Origin of the sequence: Ferrimicrobium sp. (assembly GCF_027319265.1) — a bacterium.
Taxonomy (GTDB): Bacteria; Actinomycetota; Acidimicrobiia; order Acidimicrobiales; family Acidimicrobiaceae; genus Ferrimicrobium.
Map to the genome: position 1 here is coordinate 40,500 of NZ_DAHVNP010000059.1, position 16,845 is coordinate 57,344.

At 59.2% G+C, this 16,845-nt stretch carries 15 protein-coding genes; 14 read left to right on the forward strand and 1 reads right to left on the reverse strand.

Going from position 1 to position 16,845, the window contains the following annotated elements; genetic code table 11:
- Positions 1-6: 6 nt before the first annotated feature.
- On the reverse strand, positions 7-195 hold the full coding sequence (gene rpmB / locus M7439_RS08730) for a 50S ribosomal protein L28 (RefSeq protein WP_308464465.1): 189 nt from the start codon (positions 193-195) through the stop codon (positions 7-9).
- A 73-nt stretch (positions 196-268) separates the two neighbouring features.
- Between rpmB and M7439_RS08735 the strand changes: the two genes are divergently transcribed.
- The 14 genes from M7439_RS08735 to ffh all read left to right on the forward strand — a co-directional run bounded on the left by M7439_RS08735 (position 269) and on the right by ffh (position 16,804).
- A complete protein-coding gene (locus M7439_RS08735; protein WP_298341496.1) occupies positions 269-1,900 on the forward strand; it encodes a DAK2 domain-containing protein in 1,632 nt (543 codons plus the stop codon).
- Positions 1,901-2,152: 252 nt separating this feature from the next.
- Positions 2,153-4,333, forward strand: a complete 2,181-nt coding sequence (gene recG / locus M7439_RS08740) for an ATP-dependent DNA helicase RecG (RefSeq protein ID WP_298341499.1) — start codon at positions 2,153-2,155, stop codon at positions 4,331-4,333.
- A gap of 663 nt (positions 4,334-4,996) precedes the next feature.
- Positions 4,997-5,548, forward strand: a complete 552-nt coding sequence (locus tag M7439_RS08745; RefSeq protein WP_298341501.1) for an RsmD family RNA methyltransferase — start codon at positions 4,997-4,999, stop codon at positions 5,546-5,548.
- Positions 5,549-5,858: 310 nt separating this feature from the next.
- The gene (coaD, locus tag M7439_RS08750) at positions 5,859-6,341 is read left to right on the forward strand and encodes a pantetheine-phosphate adenylyltransferase (protein ID WP_298335531.1); all 483 of its coding nucleotides are present in this window, start codon (positions 5,859-5,861) and stop codon (positions 6,339-6,341) included.
- Positions 6,338-6,922 carry a hypothetical protein gene (locus tag M7439_RS08755; RefSeq protein WP_298341504.1) on the forward strand — a complete coding sequence of 195 codons (585 nt, stop codon included), beginning with the start codon at positions 6,338-6,340 and terminating at the stop codon, positions 6,920-6,922. Before coaD ends, M7439_RS08755 begins: the two co-directional genes overlap by 4 nt.
- Entirely contained in the window at positions 6,915-7,406 is a 492-nt protein-coding gene (locus tag M7439_RS08760) for a DUF177 domain-containing protein (protein WP_298341507.1), read from the forward strand. Before M7439_RS08755 ends, M7439_RS08760 begins: the two co-directional genes overlap by 8 nt.
- Positions 7,407-7,648: 242 nt before the next feature.
- The gene (gene rpmF, locus M7439_RS08765; protein ID WP_131493653.1) at positions 7,649-7,831 is read left to right on the forward strand and encodes a 50S ribosomal protein L32; all 183 of its coding nucleotides are present in this window, start codon (positions 7,649-7,651) and stop codon (positions 7,829-7,831) included.
- 4 nt (positions 7,832-7,835) lie between these two features.
- Positions 7,836-8,819, forward strand: coding sequence for a phosphate acyltransferase PlsX (plsX, locus tag M7439_RS08770; protein WP_298341510.1), 984 nt, complete (start codon positions 7,836-7,838; stop codon positions 8,817-8,819).
- On the forward strand, positions 8,812-9,090 hold the full coding sequence (locus M7439_RS08775; RefSeq protein WP_298341513.1) for an acyl carrier protein: 279 nt from the start codon (positions 8,812-8,814) through the stop codon (positions 9,088-9,090). The genes plsX and M7439_RS08775 overlap by 8 nt, the downstream gene beginning before the upstream one ends.
- 2 nt (positions 9,091-9,092) lie before the next feature.
- Positions 9,093-9,863, forward strand: a complete 771-nt coding sequence (gene rnc, locus M7439_RS08780; protein WP_298341516.1) for a ribonuclease III — start codon at positions 9,093-9,095, stop codon at positions 9,861-9,863.
- Positions 9,856-10,692: a bifunctional DNA-formamidopyrimidine glycosylase/DNA-(apurinic or apyrimidinic site) lyase gene (mutM, locus tag M7439_RS08785; protein ID WP_298341520.1), complete on the forward strand. Its 837-nt coding sequence runs from the start codon at positions 9,856-9,858 to the stop codon at positions 10,690-10,692. The genes rnc and mutM overlap by 8 nt, the downstream gene beginning before the upstream one ends.
- On the forward strand, positions 10,692-14,060 hold the full coding sequence (locus M7439_RS08790; RefSeq protein ID WP_298341522.1) for an AAA family ATPase: 3,369 nt from the start codon (positions 10,692-10,694) through the stop codon (positions 14,058-14,060). The genes mutM and M7439_RS08790 overlap by 1 nt, the downstream gene beginning before the upstream one ends.
- 214 nt (positions 14,061-14,274) lie before the next feature.
- On the forward strand, positions 14,275-15,477 hold the full coding sequence (gene ftsY / locus M7439_RS08795; RefSeq protein ID WP_298341524.1) for a signal recognition particle-docking protein FtsY: 1,203 nt from the start codon (positions 14,275-14,277) through the stop codon (positions 15,475-15,477).
- Positions 15,470-16,804: a signal recognition particle protein gene (ffh, locus tag M7439_RS08800; RefSeq protein ID WP_298341528.1), complete on the forward strand. Its 1,335-nt coding sequence runs from the start codon at positions 15,470-15,472 to the stop codon at positions 16,802-16,804. The genes ftsY and ffh overlap by 8 nt, the downstream gene beginning before the upstream one ends.
- Positions 16,805-16,845: the final 41 nt, after the last annotated feature.

A 16,845-nucleotide genomic window follows, 5' to 3' on the forward strand; every position in this document is an offset into this window, starting at 1 on the left:
GTCGAGTTAGGGCTTTACCAATCTGTTTGTCCGGATGCAAGAGGTGCAGACGTTCCTCCGTCGAGAGGTTCCGTTCTCGAGCACGCGGATGCGTTGGATGTTCGGATTGAAACGACGCTTGTTACGCTTGTGAGAGTGCGACAGACTCATTCCAAAGCCGGGCTTCTTGCCACAAATTTCGCACACGCTTGCCACGATGGGGCTCCCTTCGGAAACGGTTTTAAACAACTGGACTCAAGAGTCGACCCTCTAGGCTATCATGCCCTGAGTGGAGTCAGGGCAGTTTCGGCGTTCCAATCAGGTTGCAGAGGGTTTGCGCGCGGCGCGTGTCGGTTTACAACGGCATTACGCCGCTGTTGACCGGTTGAATGTGTTCCCCGTTCCTGACGGCGATACCGGTTCGAATATGCTCGCTACGTTGGCCGCTGGTGTCAAAGCCCTCGATGAATTAGGAGATCAACTGGATGCCGACTGGTATCGAGTGGTTGCCAAGGCGAGCCTGCTTGGCGCTCGCGGAAACTCCGGGGTGATTCTCTCCCAGATTCTCCAGGCGATGCTGCGGAGGTTGCCGGATGACCTTCCCCTTGCGGAGGCCTGGCATGCAGCGCTCGTTGAAGGTTCTGAGGCGGCCACCAGTGCGGTCTTGAATCCGAAGCAGGGTACCATCTTGAGCGTCATCGCTGCCGGCGCAGCGTCGCCTATTGAGCCGATAGGTGAGAGTCTGGTGCGCATGCGAGAAGCGTTGATCAAGACACCCGAACAGCTGGAGGTGCTCAAGCGCGCTGGGGTTGTTGACTCTGGCGGCGCGGGACTGATCGTGGTTCTTGAGGCGTTCGCCGATGCGCTCGGTGTCGAGGTTGCCGATGCTGGGACCTATCCGTGGCTTGAACACGCCGCCGATCTCACCGCTCCCGTTCTGCCTGACCTCTCGTCGGTTGAACTCGACAGTGCTGGAGAATCTGAGATGCGCTTTGAAGTGATGTTCTCGCTCGAGTCTAGCGATCAGCGAGTTACGGCCATGAAGACGGTTTGGTCAGGGATTGGTGACTCTATTGTGGTGGTTGGCGCCGAGGGCATCTATCGGTGCCACGTACACACCAACGAGATTGGCCCTGCGATCGAGGCAGGCATCCAGGCAGGTACGGTCTCCGATATCAGCGTCACCGACCTTGTCCACCAAGTTGATGAGCTCACGTGGGTACGCGAGGGTCTCGCCGCACCGGCCGCTGCTCAACTTGACCAACGCACCGCTGTGGTTGCGGTTGCGGCTGGCGCTGGCGTGGCGAGACTCTTTAAGTCGTTCGGCGTTCAGTCGGTGGTGATGGGAGGGCAAGGTAGGAATCCGTCCATCAAGGAGCTCTTAGACGCGGTGCAATCAGCAAATTCGCACTCGGTGTTGCTACTCCCTAACAACTCCAACATTCAGGCGGCGGCCCAGTCGGTGGTTTCGTTGGTCGATAAAAAAGAGGTCTTGATCATCCCTACCGTGAATGTGCTCGAGGGCTTTGCCGCATTGATGGCCTTTGATCCTGAGTCGGAGAGTGCCGTCAATCTCGAACGTATGACCCAAGCCGCGCGCCGAGTCTCGTGGGGAGAGGTCACGACCGCGGTGAGAGCTGGAACGTACGAACATGGGACCTTCTCGGTGGGCTGCTTCATTGCTCTCAGCGCGGAGGGAATTGTCGCCGCAGCTGACGACCTTGAGCAGGTCGTGTTAGCGTTGATTGCGTCGCTGGTGCACGAAGGATCTGAGATCGTTACCGTACTGATCGGGGAGGGTGTGGACTCTGGCCGTGCTACTACGATCGTGAGGAAGGTTGAGGAGATCTATCACGAACTGACGGTGGAGGTACTCCATGGCGATCAACCCCTGTACCCCTTTTTGGTCGGTGTCGAGTGACGCGGGGACATGACTGAGCTTGCGTGGTGACCGTGAGTCACGGGTCGGTGGGAGCAACGTTTCGTAACAGCCATGGTGGGACCAAGGGCGTGGCGGGATAGATCCACGGTGGGATGCGGCTCATGACGTTGGCCTACGCTCAGTTCCTAGCGCGTTCGGGCGTGGCGTGAGGTGATTCGTCCCTCCGATGCGCGACTGCGACCGCTCTCTCTTTGGAATGGTGTCCGTACTAGCCTGTGATCAACGAGAGAAGTGGAGGTTAAGTCCCTCGTGAGTGCGGTAGTTCGGCTAGATGAGTTGACTCGGCTAAGCGTGCAGGAACTCTCGGGCATCGGTCCTAGCCGTGCTCGCGCCTTGGAGGCGCTTGGGGTCCAGAGCGTCTATGATCTCGTCACCTACTTTCCACGCCGGTACATCGATCGCTCGCGCCAGGTCGCGATTGGTGAGGCAGTCCCTGGTGAACAGGTGCTTTTGGTCGGGCGTATTATGGACGCCCGCCGGATTCCTACACGAGGTGGTCGCGTGCTGGTGGAGGCGCAGTTGGTGGATGCGTCGGGCAAAGTCACCCTCACCTTTTTTGGCCAACCCTACCGTGCTAAACAGCTTGCATCGATCGACGGTGAGGTTGCCGTATTTGGGCGGGTTGAGCTGTTTCGGCGTCGTCGACAGATGACAAACCCGCTGGTCGATCCTATCGGGGATAAGACTGGTGCGATTGTTGGGCTGTATTCGCTCCGAGAGGCCTCCGGTCTGACCTCGGCCGATATCGCCCGCGCCATAGCACAGGTATTCTCGACCTATTCAGAGTTCGTGGATGTGCTCCCTCCTTCGTTGCGTGGCTTCCTCGGTATGTATGACGTCTATCAAGCCTTTTGGCAGTTGCACTTTCCCGCCAACGAGGCCGCCCGACAAGCAGCACGCCGACGCGTGGCTTTTGACGAACTCTTCCTGCTGCAGCTCAAGTTAGCGCAGTTGCGTGCGGAGCGTGAAGCGGCTGCGGTTGCGACGGTGCATGATGCGCATCCATTGGTGCCAGGCAAGGCTCGCCTCGTTGAGGAGTTCCTCGCCGGTCTTCCCTACGAGCTCACCGTGGGCCAGTTGAGCGCTATTGGCGAGATTGCTAAGGACATGAGCTCTGATCGGGCGATGCACCGCCTGTTGCAAGGAGATGTGGGTTCAGGAAAGACACTAGTTTCAGTGGTGGCGATGCTCTTTGCGGTCCAGAGTGGCCACCAGGCGGTGCTCGTTGCGCCGACTGAGGTGCTCGCTGAGCAACACTACCGTTCGATCACGTCGCTAATTGCCGAGACCAAGACTCCAGACGCCTCGACCGGTCGCCTCTTTGCGGGGATGCCTCGGCCAGTTTCGATTGACTTGTTGACCGGATCCACGCCTGCCGCTCGTCGTCGCAAACTTCTTGGTGAACTTCGTGATGGCAGCCTCGATATCGTCATCGGCACGCACGCTCTTTTTAACGATGAGCTCCAGTTCGCTTCATTGGGGCTTGTGGTCGTTGATGAACAACATCGTTTCGGCGTTGAGCAGCGTTCAGCGTTGACTGATCGGGTGACCGCCCAACAGGGTAGCTCACCCGACACCCTGGTGATGACGGCGACACCAATTCCTCGTACCGCCGCCATGACCGTCTATGGCGACTTGGATGTCTCCATCATCGAAGGACTGCCTCCGGGGCGCCGTCCGATCGAGACACAGTGGGCGCGATCGCCGCTTGAGGTGGCTGAGACCTTCGCACTCCTGCGACAACAGGTGGCTCTCGGTCACCAGGGGTACGTTGTGTGTCCAGTGGTTGATGAGAGTACCAAGCTACAGGTCAGAGCCGTAACTGACGAATTTGAACGCCTCCAAGCGGCGGAACTTGCAGGCCTACGGCTGGGGTTGATCCACGGCAAGATGCCCTCCAAGGCCAAGGAGGAGGTGATGACCGCTTTCCGGGGCCAGGAGATCGATGTGTTGGTGGCGACAACGGTGATCGAGGTAGGTGTGGATATCCCGAATGCTACGGTCATGATCATCGAGGATGCGGATCGGTTTGGGATAGCCCAACTTCACCAGCTCCGAGGTCGCGTTGGACGCGGAGCCGAGCAGTCGTATTGTTGTCTCTTGTCGGAGGCCGATAGTGAGGTGGCACGAGCAAGGATTGGTGCGTTGGTGGCAAGCGAGGATGGCTTCGCCCTCGCGGAGGTCGATCTTGCGTTGCGAGGAGAGGGGACGGTGTTGGGTGGGCGACAGGCCGGCCGGACCGATCTGAAGGTAGCCTCGCTAAGCCAGGACCGGGAGCTGGTGCTCGAGGCGCGTCAGCATGCCCGGGCGATCATCGCCGAGGATCGAACACTTGAAAGACACCCACGGCTACGCGCGATGATGCAGGCGCTCTTTGGAGAGGACGAGGCTGATTTTCTACTCAGGAGCTAGTAACTGAAGACAGGTTATCGACCAAGACCTGTTATACGCATACTCGATGGCCGAAACCTTTAGCGCGGGGGAGTTCGCCAAAAGGATCGGTCGTAGTGCCGAGACTGTGAGACGGTGGAGTGCGCAGGTGAACTGCACCCCAACCGACTGCTGCACACACGCTGATACTGAGACCTAGGGGCTGAGACCTAGGGGGCTGCTCGCGCATGGGCAACTGTTTGCGGTCTGGTTGACCAACCGGTCGAAACCTCATAGCCTGGATTGTAGTAAGATCGTAACGTCGGTGACCACAGGTGGTGATTTCAGCGGGCTTCAACAGCCCCTCGTGATCGCAGCGTCTGCATTGCTACCCCAAGAGCTTGTGCGGTCTCACGGATGGTTAACATCTTCACCATAATAAGTATGGTGAAGGACATTTCTTGAAGAATCAATGCACGGTATTAACCCCTTAGATGGCGTGGTGTCACTTCGGTCAGAGCGCCTAGGTCGGGTGGGGTTTGGTGCTAGCACGTCGGTGCAGGAGGGCATCGATCACAATGGTCGGTGTTGGCGGTGGGTTCGACACCGAAGTGATCATGATCGCCGTCGAAGCGATGCGATGCGTCGATCCTGGCTGCCCTCACGTGTGGGTGGCTATGGTCGATAGAGGTGAGAGGTGATGGTGTGGTGAGGATTGTCGCAGGTACCCTAGGCGGGCGAAGATTGAAGCTGCGTGTTCCCGCGGGGGTTCGTCCAACGACGGAGCGCTTGCGAGAAGCACTGTTTTCCATCCTCGAGAGCATGATGGCCCTCGAGGGGACGAGCTGGCTTGACCTTTTCGGAGGATCAGGGGCCGTTGGCTTTGAGGCCATCTCGCGGGGTGCCTCCTCGGTCGTCTATAACGACTGCAATGCCAGTCTGGCAGACCAGGTACGTAAACAAGCGCTTGTTCTGGGCATCACTGATCGAATGCGATGGCATGCGGTGGAGGCCCTCGGGTGCCTCGATCGTCTGCGCGACGATGAGTTTACGATCGTTTTCCTCGATCCACCCTATCGTTACACAGGGTTTGAAGAGCTTGGCCGGAGGTTGCCATCTGCTCGGTTCGTAGTGGTAGAGTCTACTAGCGAGGTGACGCTTGGTCCACGTTGGAGGGTGTGTTGGTGGCGTCGCTACGGAGACACGCGTCTGGGGCTCTTTGAGCCAGTTGAGCATGAGGGGCAAGAGGTCCGATGATCGCAGGATGGTTGTGCGCGAGTCGCAAAGGGGACAAAATGACGGGGTGCGGGGCTGGCCAGAGTGCTCGTGATGCAGAGGTGCATGGCTGGGGCGTGCAAGTGACGATGGTGCAAGTGACGATGGTTCAAGCTACCTGGATCCCAGGGAAGGTCTTGCAAAGCGTGACCGGGCGACAAGCCAGTGGCAAGCTATTTGTCGATAAACCCGCTCGAACTCATAACGGGGAGCAAGCTCAGAACGGGGCGCGACCTTTGAATTTGGTAGCAGCTAAGAATCTACGTAGAGAAGAGAGGGTGGTGACGTCGTCATGAGGCGCGCGCTGTTTCCTGGGTCCTTTGACCCTTTCCACAACGGTCATCTTGAGGTCGTCGAACGGGCCAGCCGACTCTTTGATGAGGTGGTGGTGGCCGCGATGCGCAACCCCCAGAAGGCGGGTCCTCTTTTTTCGCTTGAAGAACGGATGGAGCTCGTGCGACTCGCTGTTGAGGGCATGGAGAACGTTACCGTTGTTGCACTGGCATCGTTAGTCGTCAATCTTGCTCGGGAAGTCGAAGCAACGGTGATTGTCCGAGGATTGCGGGCCGTCTCAGATTTCGAGATCGAGCTCCAGATGGCCCAGATGAACCGGGAACTCTCCGGCATCGACACCTTGTTTGTGCCAACCTCCTCAGAGTATTCGTACCTCTCATCGAAACTGATCAGGGAGGTGGCGGCCTATGGGGGTAATGTTGCGTCCTTGGTGCCAAAGCCGGTTGATGCAGCTCTTCGCGAACGGAACCAACGATCGTGACCGCAGCAGCCGAGCCAGAGTCGATAACTGAGCTGCTCCGGAAGCTACGAGCAATGGTGGCCGATGGGAAAGGGGTGCCACTTTCGGCGTCGGTCATGATCCCCCGTGATCAGGCACTTGAGCTCATCGATCGTTGCCTCGATGCATCCCCTCGGGAGGTCGCCGAGGCTCGCGAGGTTCTTGCGGAGCGGACCCAAGTGCTGGAGAGAACGAGGCTTGAGGCCGAGCAGCTCTTGGCCGAGGCACGTCGGCGAGCGGAGGCGATGATTGAACAGAGTGAGCTCATTCAGGCCGCGCAGGCCGGAGCGCACAGTATTCGTACACAAGCAAGTGAACAGGCAAATCATCTGAAGCGCCAGACTGAGGACTACATTGATCGTCGTCTGGCCAATTTTGAGATCGTGCTCTCGGACCTCTTGGACCAGACGCGACGTGGACGGCAACGACTCGCGGACAGCTCAGAACCCAGGGCCACCGAGTCTAGGGTCACAGAGTCCGAGTCGGCTGGTGATTTTTTCCAACCTGTTGAGTCGGGATCTGCTCCCGACAAGCGCGAGGGAGGCGAGGAGAACGGTGCATGATTTTGAGATCTCGGTTTCGAATCTGCTCAAGGGCAGTGAGCGTGTCTACGATTTCGTACTGCAAGGAAGCATTCCCGATCTCTTTGTTACCTCATCACGGATCCCCGATGATGCGTTGATTCGCGTCGATGGACGCGCTGAGGCGGTGGGAGAGGGCGTCTTCGTCTCCCTCGAGGTCCATACGAGATATGTGGGAGAGTGCGTACGCTGTCTTGGAGGGGTGACTGGCGAGGTGGTTGGTCAGTCGCGAGAACTCTTTGTAGAGGGTGATGATGCTGAAGAACACTACGGCTTTCGAGGAGAGACCCTTGATCTCCGGGCTGCGGTGAGCGATCTCTGTGTACTAGGTTTGCCGCCGGTCCCACTCTGTCGAGACGATTGCAAGGGCCTGTGCCAGTTCTGTGGAGCTGATCTGAACGAGGGGCCCTGTGGATGCTCTGGCGATAGTGGTGACCCACGCTGGGCTGCACTCGACCAGCTCTAGTCGAGCGCGACGTTCTGATGGATGCCGAGAGTGTCAGGATGCTTTGTTCGTGCGCAGCGCGCAGGTGGGTCGGATGAGGTGATACGGCGCTGATCGCTCGCGTCGCAGTTGACCGGGTCGCTGACATGGTTCGTAGTCAGAGCGATTAGAGTTACTTGGTCAATTTGAATTCCGGAGGGTACGCGCAATTGGGCGAAATTGCCCAGGCGGTGCATATCAGAGCAACAGAGGAGTGAGTGGTCATGGCGGTTCCTAAGCGATCTACGTCGAAGGCAAAGACGAGGAGTCGTAGAGCTTCCTCGTGGAAGCTGATGGCGCCAGCTGCCAGCCTTTGCCCAACCTGCTCGAGTCCTAAGCGACCGCACTACGTCTGCCCAAGCTGTGGTTACTATAAGGGCCGCCAGGCGCTCGAGGTAGAAGCGTAACCACGTGAATCCTGTTGCCGTCGACCTCATGGGGGGCGATAGCGGCCCAGCAGTGATCGTTGAGGGTGTCCTTGAGGCGCTTGACTCCACTGGTGGCGAGATCGTCGTCGTCGGAACTGAAGAGGCATGCCACCCGTTGGCAGGGGATGCTCGTGTGCGTGTGGTCCACGCTAGCGAGGAGATCCTCATGAGCGATGACCCGGCTACTGCACCTCGGCGCAAGCGAGATGCTTCCATGGTGGTTGGTGCGACTCTGCTCAAGGAGCAACAAGTGAGTGCCTTGATTACCTTTGGTAACTCGGGGGCTGCAATGGCAACCGCCCTCGTCAAGGTTGGCCGCATTCGCGGAGTAGCCCGCCCAGCGATTACGGTCGAGCTCCCGGTGCCAGGAACTACCTCCACGATTATGTTGGATGCTGGCGCAAACACCGAGGTTACACCGGCCTGGCTCCATCAATTCGCGGTCATGGGTTCGGTGTTCTGTGCAGCTCGCCTCAATATCGATCGACCCCGTGTCGGACTGCTCTCCATCGGTGAGGAGCCAGGGAAGGGGAACGCGTTAGTGAAGGAGACCTATAAGCTCCTTGTCGATGAACCATCGATTAACTTCCTGGGTAACGTCGAGGGCCGGGATATCATGAGTGACCGGGTCGATGTCGTCGTCACCGATGGATTTACTGGAAATATTGTGCTGAAGTCGTTAGAGGGTGCTGCGCACCTCTTCGCCCAAGCGATCCTGGCTGCGCTCTCCTTGGGCGATGACGGCGTGCTCGATCTCGCACTGCCCAAGTTGTTGCCCCTTTGGAATCAGATGACTCCTGATGACACGGGAGCTGCGGCATTGCTAGGGGTGAATGGATTATTCTTGATCGGTCACGGCGCCTCCAACGCCCGTGCTGTCGCCAGTGGTATCCGTAACGCACGTCAACTCGCCCAGGCCGATGTGGTCGGGACGATTCGAAGATTAGAGGGGAGTGCAGGTGAATAATCCGCCAACGAGGGAAGATATTTTCCAAATCATTCGTCATCAACTAGCGGAGATACTGGAGATCAATGAGGATCGTATCAGCGAGGGTTCGTCTTTTGTCGATGATCTCGATGCCGACTCGCTCGCTTTGATTGAGCTAGTCGAAGCGATTGAGGGTGAGTTCTCCAAAGGGGAACATCAGTTCCGCATCGAGGACGATGATCTTGAGGATCTTCGAACCATGCGTGATGCGGTCGACTATGTTGTCCAGGTACTCGGAGTAAGCCAGTAACGTTGACCGACCGGCGTGCTCGGGGTCCTCAAGCGAGGATTCTTTCGCTGTTACCGGCTGATTTTGTCGATCATCCGCTCTTTGCCCAGGCACTCACCCACCGATCCGGAGCGAGCGACACGCTCGATTCGAATGAACGACTTGAGTTGCTCGGCGATGCAGTCTTAGAGCTGGTGGTCACCGATCAGCTCTATCATCGTTTCCCCGTGGCCACCGAGGGAAGGTTGACAAAACTTCGAGCCGCACTCGTGAGTCGGGTCGCCCTTGGGGAGCGCGCCAAGGAGCTAGGTCTTGGAGAACTCTTAGTCGTCGGTCAGACGGATGCCAAGAGCGCCAACGCCCTCTCGAACGCCCTTGAGGCCATCGTCGGGGCGGTCTATGAGGTCAAGGGACTCGATAGTGCGCGTCGTTTTGTTGGAGCTCTTCTTGAACCGTTGGTCGCTCTAGCCAGCGATGATGAGATTCTGGGCGACTATAAGTCGCATCTCCATGAACTACTGGCTCAACTTCGACGGAGCGCGCCGCACTATGACGTTGACTGGAGTGGCCCAGACCACGAGCGTCTCTTTCGTGTACGTCTATCTGTCCCAGATCTGGGGAGTTTCGAAGGGGTCGGCCACTCCCGCAAGGAGGCCGAACAGGCTGCCTGTCGAGCGGCGCTCGAGCAGCTGGAGGTGGTTGGCTCTTTCGTTCGCGCAGGCGTCGATGAGGAGGCGGCGGAGGCCGCGAGCGTACAATCCCATGAGGCAAAGGGGTCACCACCCGGTGCCTGAACTGCCCGAGGTCGAGACTATCCGGCGCCAGCTCGCGGCCAGGATAGTCGGTGATGTGGCCGAGACGGTTGCACTCCTCGGACCAAGGGTCCTACGTCGTGGGGACGCGATGAGCCTAGCGCGGATGCCCCCCGAGCGGGTGACACGAGTCGACCGAGCGGGAAAGTTTCTCGCAATCTGTCTGGAGAATGGATCCGCCCTCGTGGTTCATTTGGGCATGTCGGGTTACCTGCGCCTCGCCTGTGACGGTGAGCTAGGGCACCACACCCAGTTTGCGCTGACGCTCGCGAGTGGGCGTACGCTCGCTCTTGTCGACCCGAGAACCTTTGGTGAGGTGTTCCTGGTTCAAGAGTGGCTCCCACAGTGGCCGTATGCTCCGGAGCTGAATGGGCTGGGAATCGATCTGCTCGAGGATCCCCATCGGGTGGCCCAATACGTCACAGATCGCTTCCACCACACCCAACGCGCGGTGAAGACCTTTATCATGGACCAGAAGGTGATGGCGGGACTTGGCAATATGTACGCAGACGAGGTGCTCTACCGAGTGGGCATCCACCCTGAAGAGCGTTGCGCCCCGATGGGGGACGACCGATTGTGGTCGTTGATCAGCGCGATTCACCAGGTGTTCGAGGAGGCGATTGACGCTGAGGGATCGACCTTCATGGATCGTAGCTATCGCAACCTTGAGGGGGTGGGTCGCTACTATCCCTCGCTTCTTGTCTATCAGCGCCAGCAGCGGCGCTGTCTCTTGTGCTACGCCGTGATCGAACGTCTGCGATATCAAGGCAGGTATTCGCATTTTTGCCCAAAGTGCCAACGGAGGTTGTAGTGAGGCTACAGCGACTCAAGATGATGGGTTTTAAATCCTTTGCTGACTCGGTCACGATCGAGTTTGATGCAGGGGTGACTGCGATTGTGGGGCCGAATGGTTCTGGCAAGTCCAATGTTGTTGATGCATTGGCGTGGGTTCTTGGAGCGCAGAGCCCACGATTGTTGCGGCTAGCAAAGATGGAGGAGCTGATCTACGCCGGTGGTGATGGTCGCCAGCCGCTGGGACGTGCTGAGGTCACCATCGAATTTGACAATGGGGACCATCAGGTAGCGTTGCCGATGGCTGAGATCGCGATGGGCCGCGCAATCACTCGCGCCGGTGACACCCAATATCGGCTCAATGGCGCGCAGTGCCGTCTGGTGGATCTGGTTGACACGCTAAGCGAGGCGAATCTAGGTAAGACCCAGCACGTGATTATCTCTCAGGGGGAGATCGAGTCACTCGCTAACGCAAAGGGGGACGAGCTCCGCGGAGTTCTTGAGGATGCGGCGCAGGTGACCACGCTCCGTCGGCGATTGAACCAGTCACAGCGCCATGTCGAGAGTGTGACCCAGAGTCTCCATGAGGTGTCGGTCAAGGAGAGGGAGTTGCGTCGTCGGATCAAGCCACTACGTGCCCAGGTCTCGCTCTATGAACAACGAGCCGAACTGACCAAACGACGGGATGCGGTCGCACTATGGGTGCTAAGGCGACGGCTCGAGGACTATCGCGAACAGGCACAACAGGCCGAGGAGGCGCTTGCCAAGGTCACCACGCGCCTGAGCGAACTCCAAGAGCCTCAAGGTGACGCCCAAGAGCGCCCTTCGATGCTGGAGCCGCTACTCCTTCGCCTGCGGGCGACCCGACAGGAGGCGGCTGACCTACGTGGGGAGGTGCTCGCGGCGATGTCGCCGCTCACGGAGCTCGAGGCCAGGATCGTTCGCAGCGATGCGGAACTGACCATGATGAGCGATGAGATCGGTCGGATTGAGGCGTCGAAACGGGAAGTGATCCGACGAATCGATGAGCTTGAACAGGAAGGCGAGGCGCTCCAAGCGCAACGAGTAAAGCTCGGAGTTGAACGACATCAATTCGATGACGAGGCCCCCACCCGGCCCGTTGAGCTTGAGGCCCAGGTGGCCGACTTGCGTGGTCGGCGATCGCATCTGCTGGCGGAGCAGCGTCGACGATCCGCAGAAGAGCAGCGCCGTCGTGCCGAAGAGGAGTCGCGCCAACAACGTTGGGCACGAGCGAGTGCCCGCTTCGATGCGATCGAGGCAGAACGGAGGGAGCGGGAGGCTGAACTCGCCAAGGTAGCGCTTGTGCGGCAAGATCTCGCCTCGGGTTTGGATCCTCAACGACTCGAACTCGCCAAAGCGCGAGAGGAGCTGACAGAGGCGAGTGGTCGCGAACGAGAATTACAGGGTCAGCTCCGTGCGCTTGAATCCCAGGTCAATTCGTTGGTCAAGCTTGCAGGGAGCGATGCGGCCACCTCGTTAGGTCAGACTCTCGTGCCTCGCGATGGACTCGCACAGGCCGTCGCGGGGGTACTTGGGGAGCTCAGTGATGCTCATGTGTATGACACCATCGATGAGCTACTCGCTGCCTTGGACGCTGGGCAAAAGGATTCCTTCGTGGGTTACGTACCCGTGAGCGACGGTTCCGATGATGCGTCGATCTTTCTCGAACAGGCACCGAGCTGGCTCGGTCCGCGGTTTCATGGGGTTCGCCTGGTGGAGAGCGTGCTTGCGCACCTTCGCCAGGGCGATTACGAGGGGACCATGGTCGATCGGAGTGGGACCATCTATCGCGAGGGTCTGCTCCGCGTAGGTGCCTCCCAGCGCGCAGTTGCGCAGTTGCAGCTGGCTACCCATCAACGCGAACTTGCCGAGCTCACGCAGGAGAGCCAAGCGATGGTAGCACAGGTGAGCACGACCCGATCACGAGTCAAGACACTTCAGGAGTCATTGGCGGCCGCTGAAGCCCAAGTGGATACGCTTGCCCGACGGGAAGCGCAGATCGCGAGCCGTCTGGCGAGCTTGGCTTCGGAGGCCGGAACACTCGCCGTCGAACTGGAGTTCTTGCAGGCTAGCCCCCAGGTTGCCGAAGAGGAGTTCTTGGATGTCGATGCAGAACTCGCCCAAATCGATGCACAACTCGGAGCCGCCACCGAGCAACTCGAAGAACGCCGACAGGCAACACAAGAGTACGAGAAAAAGCGAGGAGAGCTTGAGCGTCGCGATGTGAGCATTCGTCTCAAAGCAGCGGATCTCGCCGCCCAATCCAAGGCTGCAAGCGAGCGGCTCATGGAGTTCGAAGCACGAGAGACGGCTCTCCAGCAGCGGGTCGAGCGTGTTGGCCGGCACCAGGTGGCACCATTAGTGCGAGTGCGCTCGCTCCTTAGCCAGCTCGGTTCGCTCGCTGACCAACTCCACGAGCAGGGCAACCTTCTTCGTCCGCTCGAGGATCGAGTGACCACGGCGCGGGCCGAAGAGGAGCGAGAGTACGCGCTTGTAAAGGAGCGGCAGGCAGCCAGGGCGCTCGAGCGTGAAAACCTCGCTAATCAACGGCTGCACTATGCCACCGAGGAGAGTCGGTTGCGAAGCCGACTCCTCACTGAGGAGGAGGCGGCGCAGCGAGCGACAGGTATGCCACTGGCACATATCCGCCAAGCGGTCTTGCCCGAGGGTATCGCACCAACGGTCGCTGAGGCGATGCTGGTGGAGCTCGAGGGTCAGATCACCCAGGTGGGCCAGGTGAATCCATTGGCAGCGTTGGAGCTAGCCGAACTTGAGGAGGAGTTGGAGCGGTTTCGTGTGGAGACCACTGACGTACGCGAGGCCCATGAGCAGGCACAGCGGGCGTTCGTTTTGCTCGAAGGTGAGATGTCGGCTCGCATTGGCGCGATGATCGCTGAGGTCACGGTCGAGTTCGATCGACTGATGGAGCGGTTGTTTCGCGGGGGTAGCGGAGCGGTGCTCCTCGATGACCCAGGGGCCCCCTTGACGAGTCCGATCAGCCTCGACATCAAGATACCGGCCAAGCGAGTGCGTCGGCTCGGACTGCTCTCAGGCGGGGAACGATCGCTGGTGTCGTTGGCGTTCCTCTTTGCCGTGCTCAAAGTACGGCCAGTCCCTTTTGTGGTCCTCGATGAGGTTGAGGCTGCGCTTGATGACAAAAATCTCTCTGCCTTTGCAACGTTGATCGAGGATGTGAGCCGCGACTGCCAGGTGATCGTAGTGACCCACCAACGCAGGACAATGGAGGTCGCGGCGGTGTTGATTGGAATATCGATGTCACCTCGGGGGTCCTCTACGGTCGTTCGCCATGTGCTCACCGATGCTCCGCAAGACTATATCGAGGGCGAGTTTCCCGACGTTGGGTGAGAGTTGACCCGTCCGACAATGGCCGGTCCGACACTGACGGATTTCACCATTGCGAGGTCGAAGCTATGACTGCTCGGCGTGCGCTCACCATGGGCATCTCGGCCCTTGTCAATCGGCTGAACGAGCTGAGGACGCCGGTTTCGCTTCGGCGCTCACGAGTGTGGCGAAGGTAAAGGGCCAAGATGCCATGCCTTGGGGTCTACGATGAGTAGCAATGGAATCACTGCTTATCCTTGTCTCACTCTTTGTCATCCTTGCGTTCGGGTTGGCGCTCGTTCGGACCCGTTCGCATTCGGGTCGGCGCCAGGTTGATGGCACTGCCGCAACAGCGGTTGAGACCAAGACTCCCGAGATCGATAGCCAGACTGGCGATGACCAGGACCCCACTCGTGTATCCTCTCGGGGTGCCCCACCGGAGTCCCTCGTCCCGGATGGGAAGGATGCAGCGCCTGATGACGCTGAAACAGGCGACGGTTCGTCTTCCACGATGCCGCCACCACCAGCACCCGCCTCGATCAGCGCCTCACTCACTCGTTCCCGCGGCCCGTTCGCCTCGCTGTTTTCCCGATTGCGTTCAAGTGATGCTGGCATCGATGCTGCCGAATGGACCCGTCTTGAGGAGACGCTGATCCTCTCTGATATGGGACCGTCATTGGCCGCTGAGATCGTCGCCGAGTTGAGATCCCAGCTCGGGAAGAGCCCATCGCCAAGCGTGCTCCGCCAAGCACTGACCGAACTGCTGGAGTCGAAGTTCTTGGAAACGACGAGGGAGCTCGAGTTCTCCAAGGAGACAAAACCGAGCGTCATACTGGTGGTGGGAGTGAACGGTACCGGTAAGACCACCACGATCGGCAAAATTGCGAGCTTGTTGACCGTAGCGGGGCGTTCGGTCATGATCGCTGCAGGTGACACCTTTCGAGCGGCGGCTACCGAACAGGTCGGTGTATGGGCAGCCCTAACCGGTGTCGAGGTGGTCTCGGGCCAGCCGGGAGCGGACCCTGCCTCAGTTATCTTCGATGCCATTGAGCATGCCAGGGCCGTCGGTAGCGACGTGGTGCTGTGCGATACCGCCGGACGTCTACAGACAAAGACCAATCTGATGGAGGAGTTGAAGAAGATTCGTCGTGTGGCGGCAAAGTCCTCTGGCGAGGTCACTGAAGTGCTGTTGGTGATCGACGCTACCACTGGGCAGAATGGCTTACGCCAGGCCGAAGTTTTTCACGGTGCCGCCGAGGTGACTGGGATCGTGCTGACCAAGCTCGATGGGAGTGCGAAAGGGGGAGTAGCACTCGCTATCGAGTCCCAGTTTGGCCTCCCAATTAAACTGGTGGGACTTGGAGAGGGGTTGGCGGACCTCGCACCCTTTGACCCGAAGGCCTTTGTTGCTGCGCTGCTAGGAGAAGATTCGGATGTTTGAGACACTCGGAGAACGCCTCGAGGGGGCGTTATCGCGTATTCGCGGGAAGACCAGGCTCACGCAAGCCGATGTCGACGAGGCGCTCGCCGAGATCCGCCGAGCCCTTCTCGAGGCTGACGTCAACATCGGCGTCGTGAACCGCATCAGCGAACGGGTCGGCCAGGCAGCCGTTGGTGCCATGAGTTCGCCTTCGTTAACCCCTGGTCAACAGGTGGTCAAGGCCGTACATAACGAGTTGATCGACGTGCTCGGACAGGACACCTACCGTATTCGTTTCGCCTCGACACCCCCCACGATTCTGCTTCTCGCGGGTCTGCAGGGATCCGGAAAGACCACTGCTGCGGCCAAGCTAGCCCTCTTGCTCCGGCGCCAGGGACGCTCTCCCTACCTGATCGCCGCCGACCTGGCTCGACCTGGTGCGGTGCGTCAGTTGGAGATCCTCGGCGAGCAGGCGGGTGTCCCCGTCTTTAGCGAACCAAGCACCCCTGTGGAGGTCGCTACGAAGGGTGTCGCTGAGGCCAAGCGCCTCGCCCGTGATGTTGTGATCATTGACACCGCTGGTCGACTCGCGATCGACGATGCGCTGATGAACGAGGTGAGCGAGATTCAGAAGGCTACCCAGGCGCATCTGCGCTTTCTGGTAGTTGATGCGATGATCGGCCAGGATGCGGTAGTGACGGCGCGGGCCTTTGATGAGCGACTTGAACTCTCGGCGGTCATACTCACCAAGCTCGATGGGGATGCACGTGGTGGTGCCGCCCTCTCAGTCAAGGAGGTCGTGGGTAAGCCGATTGCGTTTGCCTCTGTCGGAGAGAAGCTTGAGGATTTTGAGCCCTTCTATCCCGACCGGATGGCCTCCCGTATCCTTGGGATGGGTGACGTACTCAGCCTGATCGAACGGGCTCAGGACACCATGGATGAGGAGGTTGCCAAGAAGGGCGCCGACCGTCTTCGCTCTGGCAACTTCGATCTCGAGGACTTCCTCGAACAACTCCGCCAAGTCCGGAGGATGGGCCCCCTAAAGGGAGTGCTTTCTATGCTGCCAGGGGTGCCAAAGGAGCTCAAGAACCAGGAGATCGATGAGGGTGAGATCAGTCGCATCGAGGCCATCGTCTCCTCGATGACCAAGGCTGAGCGTAAGAACCCGGCGATGATCGACACCTCCCGCCGAGCGCGCATTGCGGCGGGTTCTGGGACGACCCAATTGCAGGTCAACACGTTGCTCAAACAGTTTCGTGATATGAACAAGATGATGCGCCAGATGGGGGTAGGTCCACCATCGGCGACACGTAGCCGCGCCAAGAGCAAGCGCAAGAAGCGCAGGTAGATGTCGGCGAGCGCCTACACTTTAGAGGTTGATCGTTTCCA

Coding starts and splice junctions, on each gene's coding strand:
- ftsY (WP_298341524.1), top strand. CDS start 14,275: ATGGAATCACTGCTTATCCTTGTCTCACTCTTTGTCATCCTTGCGTTC.
- ffh (WP_298341528.1), top strand. CDS start 15,470: ATGTTTGAGACACTCGGAGAACGCCTCGAGGGGGCGTTATCGCGTATT.
- rpmF (WP_131493653.1), top strand. CDS start 7,649: ATGGCGGTTCCTAAGCGATCTACGTCGAAGGCAAAGACGAGGAGTCGT.
- coaD (WP_298335531.1), top strand. CDS start 5,859: ATGAGGCGCGCGCTGTTTCCTGGGTCCTTTGACCCTTTCCACAACGGT.